Origin of the sequence: Myxococcus sp. CA039A, from assembly GCF_013336645.1 — a bacterium.
Classification (GTDB): Bacteria; Myxococcota; Myxococcia; order Myxococcales; family Myxococcaceae; genus Myxococcus; species Myxococcus llanfairpwllgwyngyllgogerychwyrndrobwllllantysiliogogogochensis.
In genome coordinates this window covers 38921-55024 of record NZ_JABUMQ010000028.1, presented here as the reverse complement: position 1 = coordinate 55024, position 16104 = coordinate 38921, and the positions used below count along the sequence as shown (strand labels likewise).

Here is a 16104-nt window from a genome sequence, read left to right as displayed (position 1 = left end):
GACAAGAGGTTGGTGGGGTACGTGGTGCTGGGGGAGGGCGTGGAGTGGGAGCCGGAGGTGCTGCGCGAGGCGCTGGCGCGGAAGCTTCCGGAGCACATGGTGCCGCCTGCGCTGATGAAGCTGGAGGCGCTGCCGCTGACGCCGAGCGGGAAGCTGGCGAGAAGCAAGCTGCCGGCGCCAGACGTGGAGAGCCTGCGGGGCGCGGCGCCCTTCGTGGCACCGAGGGACGCGCTGGAGGTGCAGTTGGCGGAGGCCTTCGCGGCGGTGCTGAAGCTGCCGCGCGTCAGCGTCACCGACAGCTTCTTCAGCATGGGCGGCCACTCCCTGCTGGCGACCCAGTTGGTGTTCCGCCTCCGGAATCAACTCAAGGCGGAGGTCCACCTCAAGACGTTGTTCGAGGCGCCCTCCGTCGCGGCGCTGGCCCGGCGCATCGAGTCCACGCCGCGCGAGCCCTTGAGTGTGCTGCCTCCGCTGGTTCGTGCCTCTCGCGGTTCACTCCCGCCGCTGTCCTATTCGCAGGAGCGACTGTGGCGGTTGTTCAAGGCGAACCCCACGTCCACGGCCTACAACCAGCCTGCGGCCTACCGGTTCAAGGGCGCGCTGCAGGTGGAGGCGCTCCGGGCCGCGGTCCAGGGGCTGGTGGATCGCCACGCGTCGCTGCGCACCACCTTCACCGAGGAGGACGGCAGGCCCGTGCAGAAGGTCGCCGCGTCGATGCGAATCGACCTCCCGATGGAGGACTTCCGGGGCCGGGAGGACGCGGAGACGGAGCTGCTCAGGCGCATCGCGGAGGATGCTCGCCGGCCCTTCGACCTCACCCGGGGGCCGCTCGTGCGCGGCTCGCTGATACGCCTCGCGGACGACGAACACCTGTTCATCTTCAGCAAGCACCACATCCTCTCGGATGGCTGGTCGGAGAGCATCATCACCCGCGAGGTGGTGCACCTGTACTCGGCCTTCGCGCGCGGGGAGACGCCCTCGCTTCCGCCGCTCCACATCCAGTACCCGGACTACGCGGCCTGGCAGCGTCGCTGGCTCTCCGGCGCGGAGCTGGAGGCTCGGCTGGGCTACTGGCGTGGGGCGCTGGCGAAAGCCCCGAAACTGCTGAACCTCCCCGTCGACAAGCCCCGTCCGACCACGCGCACGTTCAACGGCACGTCGATCTCCGTCGCGCTCGGGCGCGCGCGCAGTGATGCCCTCAACCTGCTCTGCCAGAAGGAGCGGGTGACGCCGTTCATGGCGCTGCTGTCGCTCTTCGGCACCTTGCTCTGCCACCGGGCGCGCCAGGAAGAAATCGTCATCGGCTCGCCCATCGCCAACCGGGCGCTCCCGGAGCTGGAGTCGCTCATCGGCCTCTTCGTCAACACCGTGGCGCTGCACGTGGACCTGCGGGGCAACCCGAGCTTCCGACAGCTCCTGTCACGGGTTCGCGATGTCACGTTGGGCGCCTACGCGCACCAGGAGGTGCCGGTCGACCAGGTGGTGGATGCCCTCGTCCCCCAGCGACAGCCGGATCGAGCGCCGCTCTTCCAGGTGATGTTCGTCCTCCAGAACACGCCCATGGAAGCGCTGGTGCTCCCGGAGCTGACCCTGGTCCCCATGCCCGCGGACCGGGGCGCGTCCATCTATGAGCTGACCTTGTCCTTGCAGGAGCGGGGGGATGGCTTCTCCGGCCTGCTGGAGTTCAACACCGACCTCTTCGAGCCGGACACTCCGCGACGTCTCCGCGACGCCTTCGTCGTGCTCCTCGAGCGCGTGCTGGCGTCGCCGGACCTGGCGGTAGGAATCGATGCGGTCGTCCCCGGATTCGAAGTGCAGGAGTGAGCCGTCATGGAACTCAAGAATCGCTATCGCAACACGGAGTCGATGATTGGCCACGGCAATCCCTCCTTCACCGCCGCCAAGGAGGCGGGGTTGTTGGACTTGTCCGTGCACAACACCGGGCACGGCTCGCTGTCGCTGCCGGATGGACGTGAGTTCTTCAACACCTGCTCGTGCTCCTACCTGGGACTCGACTCGCACCCGGACGTGCTCCAGGGCGCCATCGAGGTCCTCCAGCGAGAGCGGACGATGACCATGTCCATCTCCCGCCTGCGCGTGCGGCTGGCGGACCTGGATGCGCTGGAGGAGGAGCTGACCGCGCTCTGGCGCGCCAAGACGGTCGTCACCAACTCCGCCAGCTCCGCGAGCGCGGGCCTGTTGCCCCTCATCGCCTCCGGGCACCTGCTGCCGGATGGCCAGAAGCCCATCCTCGTCTTCGACAAGTCCGCGCACTTCTCGATGAACCTCATCAAGCCCATCTGCGCCGATGAGACGCACGTCATCACCGCGCCACACAACGACCTGGACTTCCTCGAGGACCTCTGCCGCAAGCACGCGCGCGTCGCCTACGTCGCGGACGGGTTCTACTCGATGGGCGGCGTGGCCATCGTGAAGGACCTGTTCGCCCTCCAGGACAAGTACGGGCTGTTCCTCTACTTCGATGACTCCCACTCGCTTTCCATCTACGGCGGCGCGGGAGAGGGCTACGTGCGCGCGATGATGGGCGGGGAGGTCAACCCGCGCACCATCATCATCGGCTCGCTGGGCAAGGGCTTTGGCACCGCGGGTGGCGCCATCATGCTCGGCCCGGGGCAGCACGCGGACCTCGTGGGCCGCTTCGCGGGACCGCTCGGCTGGTCGCAGAGCCTGGCGATTCCAGCCATCGGCGCGAGCCTGGCCTCCGCGCGCATCCATGGCGGGCCGGAGCTGGCCGCGCGTCAGCAGACCCTGCGCGCCAACGTGCGCTACTTCGACGAGCGCGTTCCCACGCGAACCGCCGGCGAGGACTTCCCCATCAAGATCATCGACGTGGGACCCGAGACGGCCGCGGTGGAGCGCTCGCGGAAGTTGATGGAGCGGGGGTTCTACGCGTCCGCGGTGTTCTTCCCCATCGTCCCGAAGGGACGGGCGGGGCTGCGCATCATGCTGCGCTCCAACATCTCCCCCGAGGACCTCCAGCGGCTCTGCGATGCCGTGGTGGAGCTGTCCTCGCCTGAGTCCTGAGCGATGGAGCCAAGCGCATCATGACCATGCCATTGCAGTGCAGGTCCTTCCTGGTGACGCCCGCCATCGACCCCATGCGCTTCGACAAAGCGGTGGAGGTGGGGGCGGACCTGGGATTGCTGGACCTGGAGGACGGTGTCCCGGAGACCCTCAAGTCCGAGGCGCGTCGACTGGCCATCTCCTATCTGTCCTCGTCGAGGCCCCGCGGCCCCCTGTGCCTGCGCATCAACAGCCTTCGCACCGAGGCGGGTCTTCGCGACGTGCTCGCCCTCCTGGACTCCAACGCCCGGCTGGACGCCTTGCTGCTGCCGAAGGTGGAGTCCCCGTCGGAGCTCCACCAGGTGGAGGCGCTGCTGGGGGATCGCTTCCCGGAGCTGGCGCTGCTGGCCATCATCGAAACGGCGCGCGGCGTGGAAGCGGTGGACGCCATCGCCATGGCCACCCCCCGGTTGCGGGGCCTCATCTTCGGCGCCGCGGACCTGTCCGCGCAGCTGGGGGTGCCCCTGGCCTGGGAGCCGCTGCTCTACGCGCGCTCACGCATCGCCATGGCGGCGGCCATCGCCGGGGTGAATGCCATCGACTCGCCGTTCTTCGACCTGGAGGACCTGGCGGAGCTGGAGGACGAGACGCGCCGGGTCTGCGCGCTGGGCTTCACCGGGAAGATCGTCATCCACCCGGACCAGGTGGGCGTCGTCCACGCGGCGCTGCGGCCCACCGCGCAGATGGTGGCCCACGCGCGTCGCGTGCTGGCGCAGGCGGGGGATGGAAAAGGCGGCATCCACGTCGTCGGAGGGAGCATGATTGGTCCTCCGCTGGTGACGGTGGCTCGGCGCGTGCTGGCCAGCGTCCAGCTCGAGGAGGCTCTGGCACCCGTCCAACTCCGGGCGGGTTCCAGGAGTGGAGACTCATGAAGAAATTGGTGGCTGCCCACAAGAAGGTGGGCAAGCAGCGCTACCGGGAGACCCACGGCCTCTTCTACGAGGACTTCGAGGTGGGGGATGTCTTCGAGCACCGTCCGGGTAGAACCATCACCGACGTGGACAACATGTGGCAGTCCCTGCTGAGCCTGAACACGCACCCGCTCCACATCGACGCCGTCTACGCCAGCAAGACGGAGTGGAAGCAGCCGCTCATCTCCAGCCTCGTCACCCTGGCCATCGTCGGGGGGATGAGTCTCAACAGCACCAGTGCCAAGGGCGTGGCGAACCTCGGGTGGGATCGCATCCGGTTGACGGCCCCCGTCTTCGTGGGGGACACCCTCTACGCGGAGAGCCGGGTGCTGGCGAAGCGAAGGTCCCGCTCTCGCGCGAAACAGGGAGTCGTCACCGTGGAGACGAAGGGCCTCAAGGCGGACGGCACCGTCGTGATGACCTTCGAGCGCTCCTTCCTCGTGCCCTTGCGGCGCCATGGCGTGGACGTGGATGCGAACTACTGAAGTGATGACGGCGGTGGTGGTGCGGCGTCCAGGCGGTCCGGAGCAGCTTCATCTGGCGGAACTTCCTCGCCCGGTTCCGGGCCCTCACCAGCTCCTCGTCAGGGTGCGCGCCTCCGCCCTCAACCGGACGGACACCACGCAGCGCGCCGGGGGCTACGCGCTGCCTCCGGATGTCACCAGTCCGTTGCTCGGGGTGGAGGTCTCCGGTGTCGTGGAGGCCGTGGGAGTGGCCGTTCGTTCCTTCGCGCCCGGCCAGCGGGTCTTCGGGCTGGTGGACGGCGGCGGCTATGCGGAGGCGTGCCTGATGGAAGAGGGCATGGCGGTCCTCATGCCGGAGGGCTGGTCCTTCGTCGAAGCCGCGGCCACGCCAGAGGCGTACTGCACCGCGCATGAGTCCCTGCTGGAGCTGGGCGGTCTGGGCCCGGGCCAGTCCGTGCTCGTCCACGCGGGGGGCAGCGGGATTGGCACCGCTTGCATCCAGGTGGCGCGCGCGGTGGGCGCACGCGTATTCGTCACCGTGGGCAGCGAGGAGAAGAAGCGCCGGTGTCTCGAACTCGGCGCCGACGCGGGCGTGGTGCGCACCCAGGAGGACTTCGCGCCGGTGCTCGCGCGGTGGACGGACGGGCGCGGCGTGGACCTGGTGGAGGACTTCGTTGGCGGCGCGGCGCTGGAGCGCAACCTCGCTTCGCTGCGCCTGGGCGGATGCCTGCTGCTGGTGGGGCTGATGGATGGGATGCGCGGAGACGTGGACCTGAAGCAGGTGGTGCTGCGCCGGCTTCAAATCAAGGGCATGGCCCTGCGCCCGTTGCCGCTCGAGGCCAAGGCGGCCGTCACGCGGCGCTTCCAGGCGCGGTGGCTGCCGGAGTTGGTCGCCGGCAGGGTCCGCCCCATCATCGACTCCACCTTCCCGCTGGCGCGCGTGGCGGAGGCTCACCGCCACATGGAGTCCAACGCGAGCTTCGGGAAGATCGTCCTGGAGGTCTGAAGCTCAGCTCCCCGTGGCGCGGCGGAGGTCGCGCACCGGCGCGGCGTCCGGCTCGCGCAGCAGGGCGTAGGGGTCCAACGCGTCGCCGCCGACCGTCTCCAGGCCCACGGACGTGCCCAGCCCCAGCCGCTCCGCGTGCCGCAGCATCAGCGCGGTGACGACCTGGTCCTCCAGCGCGTAGCCCGTGGAGTCGAACACGGTGGAGCGCTGCCGCCACGACTCGTACACGTCCGGGTTCTTCACCAGGGTGGTGAGGTCCGGGCCCACCTGCTCGGGGCGAATCTGCTGGCACTCGCCCTCCACCAGGCACTGCACGAGGAAGTCCGGGCACACCAGGCTGCGCTCGAGCAGCTCCTTCGGCAGCTCCGTCTTGCCGGGCAGGTCCGAGCCCACGGCGTTGATGTGGACGTGCGGCTTGAGCGCCTTGCCGGAGATGACCGGCCCGCCTCCCACGGCGACGGAGGTCGCGGTGCAGATGATGTCCGAGCGCTCCTCCAGCTCCGCCAGCGTCACGACCTTCACGTCCAGCCCCAGGAACGCCGTGCGGCGCGCGAGTGACTGCTGCGCCTCCGGATTCGTGTCGAAGGCCAGCACCTCGTTGATGGGGAACACGCGCCGGATGGCGTGCAGCTGCGTGACAGCCTGGGCCCCGCAGCCAACCAGGCCGATGACGCGGCTGTCCGGCGAGGCCAGCGCGCGCGTGGCCACCGCGGAGGCCGCGCCCGTGCGCAGCGCCGTGGCGAAGACGCCGTCCATCAATGCAATCAGATGGCCGGTGTGCACGTCGTAGAGGCTGTTGGTCGCGATGATGGTCGGCAGCCCGTGAGCCTCGGGGTTGAACGGGCTGTAGCTCACCATCTTCACCGTCACCGCGCTGCCCCGCTGCATCACCGGCATCCACTCCAGGCAGCCTGGCTGACGCGGGTGATCCAACAGGAAACCGTCACGCTTGCGCACTTCCGTGAGCTCGCCGTCAAACGTGCGCAGCGCTTCGGTCAGTGCACGGATGAGCTCGTCCATCAGCGCGTCCGCGCCCAGCTCCTCCACGATGCAGCGCAGGTCGGACCGAGTCACCAACAGTGTCCGTGTCGCGTCGCTCTTCACTCGTAATACCCCTGGGCTGATTCACTGTTTCAGCAGTTGGCGAGCGAAACAGGGCCTGCTGATAACACAGGTCTGTAGTGGGAGCGCAAACTAGCAGGGCTTTCATGTTCGCGACCAGGGGGTGCCCAAACCGGCGGAAACTGGCGTGTTTGCCGCGGTTCCATCCAACGGCTCGTGGTTTCCGAGGATGCGTCACTTTTCTGGAACACGGACGAGACATCGGAATCCGATGTGTGTGGTTCCACTGTCCACGGCTTGCGGAGAACGTGCGGCGGGTCGGTAGCGCAAGCAGTAGTTGGACGCGCACAGGTGGCTTCCGCCCTTGAGGACGCGGCGCGGAATCTTCACCTGTGGCGTGCAGGGGTCCAGGCTCTTGCCGCTCGACGGAGGGCCCCGTGGATTGACGGGGATGCAGCACGCCTTGCCCCCGTTGCCCTGGTGCCGCTCCTGGAACCAGTCCGTGGTCCACTCCCAGACGTTGCCCGCCATGTCGAACAGGCCGTACCCGTTGGGTGGGAAGGTCCCCACTGGCGAGGTCCCCTCGAAACCATCGGTGTTCAGGTTTTGCCAGGGGAACTCTCCCTGCCAGATGTTGGCCATGTGCTGGCCTCCAGGGGAGAACTCGTCGCCCCAGACGTAGACCTTGCGGTCCAGTCCCGCGCGGGCCGCGCGCTCCCACTCCGCTTCGCTGGGCAGGGCCTTTCCGACCCAGGCGGCATAGGCCTCCGCGTCCTCGTAGGCGACGTGGAGCACGGGATGCGACTCGAGGCCCTTCCAGGTGCTGCCGTGTCCCTCCGGCTGCTTCCAGCAGGCGCCGGGGGTATAGGCCCACCACTGGGACAGGTCCTTCAGGTCCACGCGTTGGGCCGCCTTGCGAAACACGAGCGAGCCGGGCACGAGCAGCTCCGGGGCCGCGCCCGGGAAGTCGTCCGGATTCAGCGGACGCTCGGCCACGGTGAGGTAACCCGTTGCCTCCACGAAGCGCGCGAAGTCGGCGTTCGTCACCGTGTGGCGGTCCATCCAGAAGCCGCTCACCGTCACCTGATGCGCGGGCCGCTCCTCCGGATAGTGGTGGTCCGAGCCCATCCAGTACGTGCCACCGGGGATCCACGCCATGCCCGGGAACGGTGCGTCTCCGGGCGCCGCATCCGTGACGACCTCGTTGCCGGCGCGCGAGACGCGCGCCTCCAGGGGCGTGGCATCACCAACGACCTCCGTGCCGCTCATTCGTCGCCTCGCTCCTTGGAACCCCGCCAGGAGGGAACGTGTCCGGTCCCCATGGGGCAAGCTGGGTGGCGCCGTTCCGGACGACAAGCCGGCCCTCCAGGGCGGGGCTCGCGACGTGCCGCCGCGGTCGAGCACCCGGACCTGCGAGCGCCCGGCGCGAGTCCTCGCGTGGATTGGCGGCCTGTACACGCGTGGACAAAGTCCTCTCGCCAACGTGGTTCGACCCGAACCGACAGCACCCAAGCCGGTGGGGCGTCGCAGGAGCGAGACGGATATGAGCACGGAGACGACGACCGAGACGCAGACGGGCGCCCCACGGGACGCGGATGCCCCCGACACGCAAGAGCTCCGCAAGCTCAGTCCGTTCGAGCTGAAGGACACGCTTATCGAGCTGGCGGATGAATCCGCGAAGACGCGAGCGGCGGTGATGCTCAACGCGGGCCGCGGCAACCCCAACTGGATTGCCACCACGCCCCGCGAGGCGTTCTTCCTGATGGGACAGTTCGCGCTGCGCGAGTCCCGCCGCACGTGGAACGAGCCGGACGTGGGGCTCGCCGGCATGCCGAAGTCCCCGGGCATCGCCGCGCGGCTGCGCAAGTTCCTCGACGAGAGCGAGGACAGCGCGGGCATCCGTCTCTTGCGCGACGCGCTCGACTACGGCGTCTCCACGCTGGGCTTCGATGCGGACAAGTTCGTCTGGGAGCTGACCGACGCGGCCATCGGCGACAACTATCCGGTGCCGGACCGGATGCTCGTCCACTGCGAGCGCATCGTGCGGGCCTACCTGGCCAAGGAGATGTGTGACAGCCGTCCGCCGCCGGGGCGGTTCGACCTGTTCGCCGTCGAGGGTGGCACCGCGGCCATGACGTACATCTTCCGGTCGCTGATGGTGAACGGCCTGCTCCAGAAGGGCGACACCATTGCCCTGGGCACGCCCATCTTCACGCCCTACCTGGAGATTCCGCGCCTGGAGGAGTTCGGCCTGCGCACGGTGGACATCCGCCAGAGCGCGATGACGGAGGAAGGCCGCCACGCGTGGCAGTACCCGGATTCGGAGCTGCGCAAGCTGGAGGATCCGCGCATCAAGGCGTTCTTCGTCGTGCATCCGGGCAACCCCGGTGCGACGGCCATGCGGCGTGAGTCGATGGACCTGCTCGTGGACCTGGTCCGGAAGAAGCGGCCCGACCTGCTGATCCTCACCGACGACGTGTACGGCACCTTCGTCGAGGGCTTCCGCTCCCTGGCGGCGGAGCTGCCGCACAACACGCTCCTGGTCTACTCCTACTCCAAGCACTTCGGCTGCACGGGGTGGCGCCTGGGTGTCGTCGCGCTCCACGAGGACAACATCGTCGACGCGATGATCGCCCGGCTGCCCGAGGCCCAGCGGGAGATGCTCAACGAGCGGTATGGCTCCATCTTGCTGGAACCGGAGCGCCTGAAGTTCATCGACCGGATGGTGGCCGACAGTCGTGCCGTCGCGCTGAACCACACCGCGGGACTGTCCCTGCCGCAGCAGCTCCAGATGTCGCTCTTCTCGCTGTTCGCCTTGCTGGACAAGGACGACACGTACAAGAAGCGCTGTCGGAAGATCTGCCGGGACAGGCTCGCGGCGCTGTATCAGGGGCTGGACATCGACCTGCCCGACGATCCGCTGCGCACGTCGTACTACCAGACGCTCGACCTGGACGTGTGGGCGCGCAAGCACGTGGGGCAGGCCTTCGTCGAGTACGCGGAGTCGCGGCACGATCCGCTCGACATCGTGCTCGCCCTGGCGCGCCAGCACGGCGTGGTGCTGCTCAACGGCAGCGGCTTCGAGGGGCCGGAGTGGTCGGCGCGCGTGTCGCTCGCGAACCTGGATGACGACGACTATCCGCGCATTGGCCAGAGCCTCAAGGACATCGTCATCCGCGCCATCCAGGAGTGGAAGGGCACCCGCCTGGACTCCTGAGCTTCCGTGACGCCAACCCCCAATCGAGGTCCACCATGAACGGTTCCAAGAACACGGTGCGAGGGCTGCTGGCCGCGCTGGGCTTGCTGCTGACAGGCGCGGGAATCGCCGCGCAGGAGGGGCGGCCGCCGACGAACTCCAGCGAGTCGCAGGGCACGTCGGGCTCGAGCGGTGCCCAGGCGACGCCAGGGAAGGCCCCCAAGGAACTGGCGTCCGTGCGCATCCTCGCCACCGGCGGCACCATCGCCGGGGCGCAGGCCAATCCGCAGGGGTATGGCTACAAGTCCGGAGCCTTCAAGGTCGAGGACCTCATCAAGGCCGTCCCCAACCTGGACAAGGTGGCGAAGCTGACGGGTGAGCAGGTGGCGAACATCGGCAGCCAGGACATGAACGACTCGGTGTGGCTGAAGCTCGCGAAGCGCACCAACGAGCTGCTCGCTTCGCCGGACGTGGACGCCGTCGTCGTCACGCACGGCACCGACACGCTGGAGGAGACGGCGTACTTCCTGGACCTGGTCGTCAAGAGCGACAAGCCCGTGGTGCTCGTGGGCTCCATGCGTCCGGCCACCGCCATCAGCGCGGACGGGCCGGGCAACCTCTACAACGCGGTGGCGGTGGCCGCGTCCCCGGAGGCGAAGGGGCGCGGGGTGCTGATTGTCATCAACGACGAAATCCACACCGCTCGCAACGTCACCAAGACGAACACCACCAACGTGGAGACCTTCCGCAGCCCGAACCGGGGCCCCGCGGGGGTCGTCAACACCGGTGACGTCCACTGGTTCGAGAGGATGGACAAGAAGCACACCGTCGACTCCGAGTTCTCCGTCACCGGCAAGGACACGCTCCCCCGCGTCGACATCCTCTACGCCCACGCCAACATGAGCCCGGACCTCATCGACTCCGCCGTGAAGAACGGAGCCAAGGGGCTGGTCATCGCGGGCGTGGGGGATGGGAACATGACCCAGCCGGCGCTCGACACGCTGGCCAAGCACGTGAAGAGGGGCCTGGTGGTGGTGCGCAGCACGCGGCTGCCCAGCGGACTCGTCCTCCGCAACAATGAAATCAACGACGACCAGAAGGGCTTCGTGGCCTCCGGAGAGCTGAACCCGGCGAAGTCGCGCGTGCTGCTGCAGCTGGCCCTGCTGGAGACGAAGGACCCGACCAAGGTGCAGCGGATGTTCGAGGAGTACTGAGGACCGGGGATCGAGCCTCCGGCCCCATTCATCATGGCCGACTCCCACACACTTCCCGACTTCTCCCTGGTGAGGGGTGGGCCGTTCTTCGAACTGGAGCGCGGCCTGCGCATCATCAGGCCGCCGGGGTTCAACGCCGTTTGGGCCGCGGTCTCCGTCACGTTGGTGACGTGGGTGCCCCTGATGCTGCTCGCGCTGCTCCAGGGGCCGGAGAGCACCCGCCTGCTGTTCTCCGAGCTCCAGGTGCATGCGGAGCTCCTGCTGTCGCTGCCCGTCATCGTCGCGGCCGAGCCATACATCGATGGCCGCGTCTGTGTGGCGGCGCGTCAGTTCCTCCGCGCCAACCTGGTGGAGGACCGGAGCCGTGAGTCGTTCGAGGCCTGTGCCCGGAGCCTGACACGCTGGCGCGACGCTCGCAGCATCGAGCTGATGCTGCTGGGCATCGTCATCGCGCTCGCGATCGTGTCCCCGCCGGACCCGGCGCGGGAGTGGTTCTTCGTGTCGGACCCCACGCCCAGGCTTTCCCTCCCGGGAGGGTGGTACCAGTGCGTGAGCCAGCCCCTGGTGCGCTTTCTCGCGTTCCGGTGGGCGTGGCGCGCCCTCGTATGGGGCGTCTTCCTCTTGAGGGTCTCACGGCTCCCGCTCCGGCTGGTTCCCACCCACCCGGACCAGTCGGGCGGGCTGGGGTTCCTCTCCATCTGCCAGGGCAGCTTCGCGCCGGTGGTCTTCGCGGTGGCGGTCCCTGTCGCGGCGTATTCGTTCCGGACGAATGCCTCGGCCATCACCCAGACTCCGCTGGAATACATCATGCCGCAGGTCCTCTACGCCGTCCTCGCGTGCATCGCAGTGTTCGCGCCCCTGGGGTTCTTCTCCTGGCAACTGGTGCACGCCAAGCGGCAGGGAGACCCGTGGTTCTCGGCGGTCGCCGCGCACCACTCGCGACGGTTCGAGGATAAGTGGTTCCGTCGGGCGCCGGACGCAGACCCTCTGGGCTCACCGGACTTCTCCTCCCTGGCGGACCTGGGCACGTCCTTCATGGTCGCCCGGAGGATGAAGCTGTTCCCGTGGGACCAGCGCTCGCTCCTCTCGGTGGCCGTGGCGGCGACGGCGCCGCTCATCATCCTGCTGATTTTCGATCGCCAGTTCCTCGCGGTGGTGCACCAGCTCCGTCAGAGCGTGAGCTGAGCGGTCGCGGGCCGGGGCAGGCGCCCGGGTGCCCGGGTGCCCTGGACTCCCTCGACGGGGCAGGGGTGGAGATACCTGTGCGGGGGCCCAGTCACGCGCCGCCCGCAGAGGAGGCGAGCATGCTCAGGTCCGTGGTCGCATTCGTGCTGGGCAACATCGTGACCCTCTTCATGTTCACCGAGGGACTGGCGCGCCGTCCCGGAGAGATTCGACACGTCCTGGAGCGCCCCGCGCTCTACGTGCGCTCCCTGCTGGTGGTGCTGCTGGTCGTGCCCCTTGTCGCCCTGGCGGTGGTGGAGGTCTTCCGACTTCCGACGGTGGTGGCCAGCGCCATCCTGTTGATGGCGGTCTGTCCAGGCGCGCCGCTGCAGGTGAATCAGGCGAAGGCCCTGGGCGCGAATCCCTCAACGTCCATCAACCTGCTGCTCCTGCTCAGCGTGTTCGCGCTCATCTCGGTGCCCGCGTGGGTCCTGGGCGTGGACCGCCTGCTCGGCGTCGAGTTCAAGGCGAACCCGGAGCTGGTGTTCCGCCTGCTGGCGGTGAAGATCCTCCCGCCGCTCGCGGTGGGCATCGCCGTGCGGTACTACGCTCCGAACGTGGCCAAGGCCCTGGCTCCGTGGTGCAGCCGGGTGTTCAGCGTGCTGTTGCTCTGCGTGGCCGTGGTCCTGCTCTTCATCGTCGGACCCCGGCTCATCCACATCGCGTGGCTCGCCATCCTCGCGCTGGTGGTGCTCGTCTCCATCTCCATCGTGCTCGGACACTGGGCCGGGGGACCCCGGCTGGAGGACCGCAAGGCGGTGGCCCTGGCCACGGCCTTCGCGCACCCGGTGCTGGCGATGACCATCATCATCCAGAGCTATCCGAACTACCGGGCCCTGGAGGTCGCGGGCGTGGTGGGGGCCTACATCGTCATCCGCCTGCTCGCGCTGACGCCCTACAAGTTCTGGGTGAAGCGACAGCGAGACACGGAGTCCTCGCGGCGCGTGCCCCCGGGCGGCGTCCCAGCCTGAAGTGTCCCTTCAGCGCTTGAGCCGCGCGGAGTCCTTGGGGTTGATGCTCACCTTCGCCCAGATGAAGCCCAGGTTGCCCCAGTCCTGGACCTCCTTGACGGTGACGTGCTGCCCGACGCCGAGGGCGCCCAGGGGCTTGCCGTACGCCGCCGGCTCTCCCGTCGCGGGCTCGTCCCTCAGGAGCGAGGGGACGGTGCTCTCCAGCGTGCTGCCCACGAACTGCTGCGGCGACAAGGACCACTCCGTCTGGGAGGGCTTGCAGTAGAAGCAGGTGCGCCACGTGTTGGATCCGGGCAGGTACTGGCCCAGGTAGACCCACGCGTCCTTGCGGCCATCCCCCAGGCTGGTGGCGAGGTCCGGTGCGCTCGCGTCGACCTGGGAGAAGACCTGCACGGCCGGGGCGTCGGGATTGTAGAGGCGAGCGGTGCCTTGTCGCTGCAGGGAGACCTGGTCCTCGACGAGCTGTCGGGTGATCTCCGCGGCGAGCTTCCTCGTGAGCGGGTCCTTCAGCTTCTCCATCAACGGATGGGCGTGGATGGCGACGGGGTCCTGGATGGCCCCGAACGCGACGGTGCGCTGCGTCTGGGCCGCGCCCCGGAGGTTCTTGATGTGGCTGGCGATGAGGTTGCTCGCGCTCTCTTCCTGCCAGAGGAACTGGCCCAGCAGGCGCCCCTTGTCCTTGGGCCCCAGGGCCCAGGCTGTCATCACCTCGTCCTGGTTCTCCTCCACGCAATCGCGCTGTGCCTTGCTCGCGTCCTCCGACAGCTGCACGTCCCCGTAGTTGTAGCGGGTCTGCATCATGGGGACCTGCTTGCTCGCGAGGAGGCGACCTATCTCCGCCTTCTGGTAGTCGGCCATGTCGCGCGCGAAGGCATGGCTGGCGCGCGAGAGGGCGGACAGTGGGGTGCCGATGGCATCCACGGAGGCCTCGCGCTCGTCCAGCGACGGCGGCTTCGCGCCCGAGTCGATCTCCACGAAGAGGACGCCGCGGTCCGTGAGCTGCGTGAAGAGCTGGTCGATGGCGGCCCGCGCGGCGGGGTTCGTCTTCCAGCGCTCCGGGTCGGTGAGCCCCCGCAGCAGCAGGACGAAGGTGTCCAGCCCGGTGTTGTCGAAGACGCCGCCGTCGATGAGCGGCTCGCGGTGCTCCTGGGCGTCAACGACCTCCGGAAGGTCGACGACGAAGGGGAAGTTCGCGGAGGCGCGGACCGCGTCGGCGAGCGCGATGTCTCCCGTCGTCGTCAACTCGCTCGTGGATCGCGCCTGGGCCTCCGGCTGGGTGCCGTCACTCACCAGCCGGCCGGGCAGGGGCGGCTTGCCCGTGACGATGCGGCCTCCGGTCCGAGCGCTGGCCGTGTTGATGAAGAGCAGGGGGACACTTCCGTCGTCGGGGAGGCTCGCGGGCCAGCCCAGGTAGTCCGACCAGAAGGACGCGAGCCCTCCGCCACGGCTCACCCCCGGCATCACCACGCCGCGCAGCAGGGGCGCGTTGAAGTCCACGAACATGTCATCCAGGGTGTCGCTGCTCAGGGGCCACAGGCGCTCCGCCTTCAGGCCACACGCCCCGTTCATCAGGTGGGAGGCGAGCTCCTCGCGAGGCGCGTGCTTGAGGGGAACGTCCGCGGGAACGGTCGCCCCCAGGGTGCCCGCGGCCAGTCGGTGGGAGAAGTGCGCGCTGGCGACGCTGCCACCGGAGACGCTGCTGATGAAGAGGACATGGTCGGCCAGGGACTGCGCGCGGCAGCGCTCCGTGGTGGCGTCGGGGGCCTTCACCTGCATCCGGCTCAGGCTCTCCAGCGTGAGCATGGCGAAGATGGCCGCTCGCGAGCCGCCTCCCGCGGCGGAGACGAAGACCACGGGGCCGTCGCACATCAAGTCGAGTCTTCGATTCGCCGTGTCGACCCACCGGGTGAAGAGGGCGTCCTCACTCATGGACTTGCCTTCGGCCAGGGGCAGGGACTGGAGGGATTCCTGCCGGTCCAGCAGCCCCACGACGACGACTCCGGAGCCCAGCAGCGCGAGGGCGAGCACGGCGCGCTGGACCACGTTCTCCACCAGGTCGAGCGCGCGCGCCGCGCACAGAATCACGAAGAGCAGATGGTAGATGGCCCAGATGGTGTAGAGCCGGAAGCTGGCCTCGGGAATCGTCGGGATGAAGAAGCCCCAGAGCAACTCCGCCAGGAAGTACGAGCCCAACGACATCACCAGTCCCCGCGTGACGACCTCCGCCAGGACGCGCAGCGAGGGCCTCCACGCGAGGAGCCTCGGGCCGAGGAGCCCGAGCAGGCCCACCGCCACCGTGAGCGCGGCCACGAGGCCCGGCCCCGAGTCACGTGCCTTCCACGGCGCCGGCAGCAGCCCCAGAAAACCCACGAGTCCCAGCGCGAGGCCCGCCACGACAAAGCCGCCGTACAGCAGGGCTCGCGGCGTCCGGCGCTCCGGGGCGGGGAACGCCAGGGGGAAGCGGGCCCACGCCACCAGCCTCCGACACAGCGCGAGCGTCGCCCGGCTGACGAGGTTCCGGTGCTCCATCCACCGGGGAAAGCCCTCGCGCGGAACGAAGACCCACATCGCGCTCAGGAAGAAGAAGGCGCCGAGCAGCACGACATACGCCCAGAACGTCACGGCCATCAGCGCGGAGCCGCCCGCCCGCAGTGACGCCATGCCCGGCAACTGGAGCACGATGTTGTGGACCTGCGGCAGGTTGGTCAGCGCGAGGCCCGCCGCCAGCAGCGCGATGACCGTCGCGAGCCGCTTCTCGAGATAGGTGACCCACGCGGGGGCGCGCGGTGCGTCTCGCGTCACGCCCGGCACCGTGAGCAGGACGTCGTTGGTTCCGGCGGCGGCACCCGAGGGCAGGGCGGCCCCGGCTCGTTGCTTCATCGCGTTTTGACTGCGCTGGCTCGGGCGTCGCTTGCTCATGGGCCCCCTCGGTGGACAGGCCGGGCCGTCCGATGAGTTCTGGCTAGTACGAC

At 68.7% G+C, this 16104-nt stretch carries 12 protein-coding genes; 9 read left to right on the top strand and 3 right to left on the bottom strand.

What is annotated here, in order from left to right; genetic code table 11:
- The 5 genes from HR086_RS07105 to HR086_RS07085 form a co-directional block, all read left to right on the top strand.
- The coding region (locus tag HR086_RS07105; RefSeq protein ID WP_254626218.1) for a condensation domain-containing protein at positions 1–1824 on the top strand (1824 nt) is incomplete at its 5' end.
- A 6-nt stretch (positions 1825–1830) separates the two neighbouring features.
- Positions 1831–3045: an aminotransferase class I/II-fold pyridoxal phosphate-dependent enzyme gene (locus tag HR086_RS07100; RefSeq protein WP_174455427.1), complete on the top strand. Its 1215-nt coding sequence runs from the start codon at positions 1831–1833 to the stop codon at positions 3043–3045.
- A 20-nt stretch (positions 3046–3065) separates the two neighbouring features.
- A complete protein-coding gene (locus HR086_RS07095) occupies positions 3066–3956 on the top strand; it encodes an aldolase/citrate lyase family protein (RefSeq protein WP_174455428.1) in 891 nt (296 codons plus the stop codon).
- Positions 3953–4480, top strand: coding sequence for a MaoC/PaaZ C-terminal domain-containing protein (locus HR086_RS07090; protein WP_141642298.1), 528 nt, complete (start codon positions 3953–3955; stop codon positions 4478–4480). Before HR086_RS07095 ends, HR086_RS07090 begins: the two co-directional genes overlap by 4 nt.
- Positions 4467–5465, top strand: coding sequence for an NAD(P)H-quinone oxidoreductase (locus HR086_RS07085; RefSeq protein WP_174455429.1), 999 nt, complete (start codon positions 4467–4469; stop codon positions 5463–5465). The genes HR086_RS07090 and HR086_RS07085 overlap by 14 nt, the downstream gene beginning before the upstream one ends.
- 3 nt (positions 5466–5468) lie before the next feature.
- Here the strand turns inward: HR086_RS07085 and HR086_RS07080 are convergent, their stop codons facing one another.
- Both HR086_RS07080 and HR086_RS07075 read right to left on the bottom strand, forming a co-directional pair.
- Positions 5469–6539 carry an ornithine cyclodeaminase family protein gene (locus tag HR086_RS07080; protein WP_371745617.1) on the bottom strand — a complete coding sequence of 357 codons (1071 nt, stop codon included), beginning with the start codon at positions 6537–6539 and terminating at the stop codon, positions 5469–5471.
- A 222-nt stretch (positions 6540–6761) separates the two neighbouring features.
- Positions 6762–7796, bottom strand: coding sequence for a formylglycine-generating enzyme family protein (locus tag HR086_RS07075; RefSeq protein WP_174455431.1), 1035 nt, complete (start codon positions 7794–7796; stop codon positions 6762–6764).
- A 274-nt stretch (positions 7797–8070) separates the two neighbouring features.
- Here HR086_RS07075 and aspD point away from each other — a divergent pair, with 274 nt between their 5' ends.
- The 4 genes from aspD to HR086_RS07055 all read left to right on the top strand — a co-directional run bounded on the left by aspD (position 8071) and on the right by HR086_RS07055 (position 13132).
- Entirely contained in the window at positions 8071–9744 is a 1674-nt protein-coding gene (gene aspD / locus HR086_RS07070; RefSeq protein ID WP_174455432.1) for an aspartate 4-decarboxylase, read from the top strand.
- Between the two features lie 35 nt (positions 9745–9779).
- On the top strand, positions 9780–10937 hold the full coding sequence (locus HR086_RS07065; RefSeq protein WP_174455433.1) for a type II asparaginase: 1158 nt from the start codon (positions 9780–9782) through the stop codon (positions 10935–10937).
- A 33-nt stretch (positions 10938–10970) separates the two neighbouring features.
- Positions 10971–12122: a hypothetical protein gene (locus HR086_RS07060; protein WP_174465185.1), complete on the top strand. Its 1152-nt coding sequence runs from the start codon at positions 10971–10973 to the stop codon at positions 12120–12122.
- A 119-nt stretch (positions 12123–12241) separates the two neighbouring features.
- A complete protein-coding gene (locus HR086_RS07055) occupies positions 12242–13132 on the top strand; it encodes a bile acid:sodium symporter (protein WP_174455435.1) in 891 nt (296 codons plus the stop codon).
- 9 nt (positions 13133–13141) lie between these two features.
- On the opposite strand, the gene HR086_RS07050 is transcribed toward HR086_RS07055, so the two are convergent.
- Complete coding sequence (locus HR086_RS07050) at positions 13142–16051, bottom strand: patatin-like phospholipase family protein (RefSeq protein WP_174465184.1); 2910 nt, start codon at positions 16049–16051, stop codon at positions 13142–13144.
- Positions 16052–16104 lie beyond the last annotated feature (53 nt).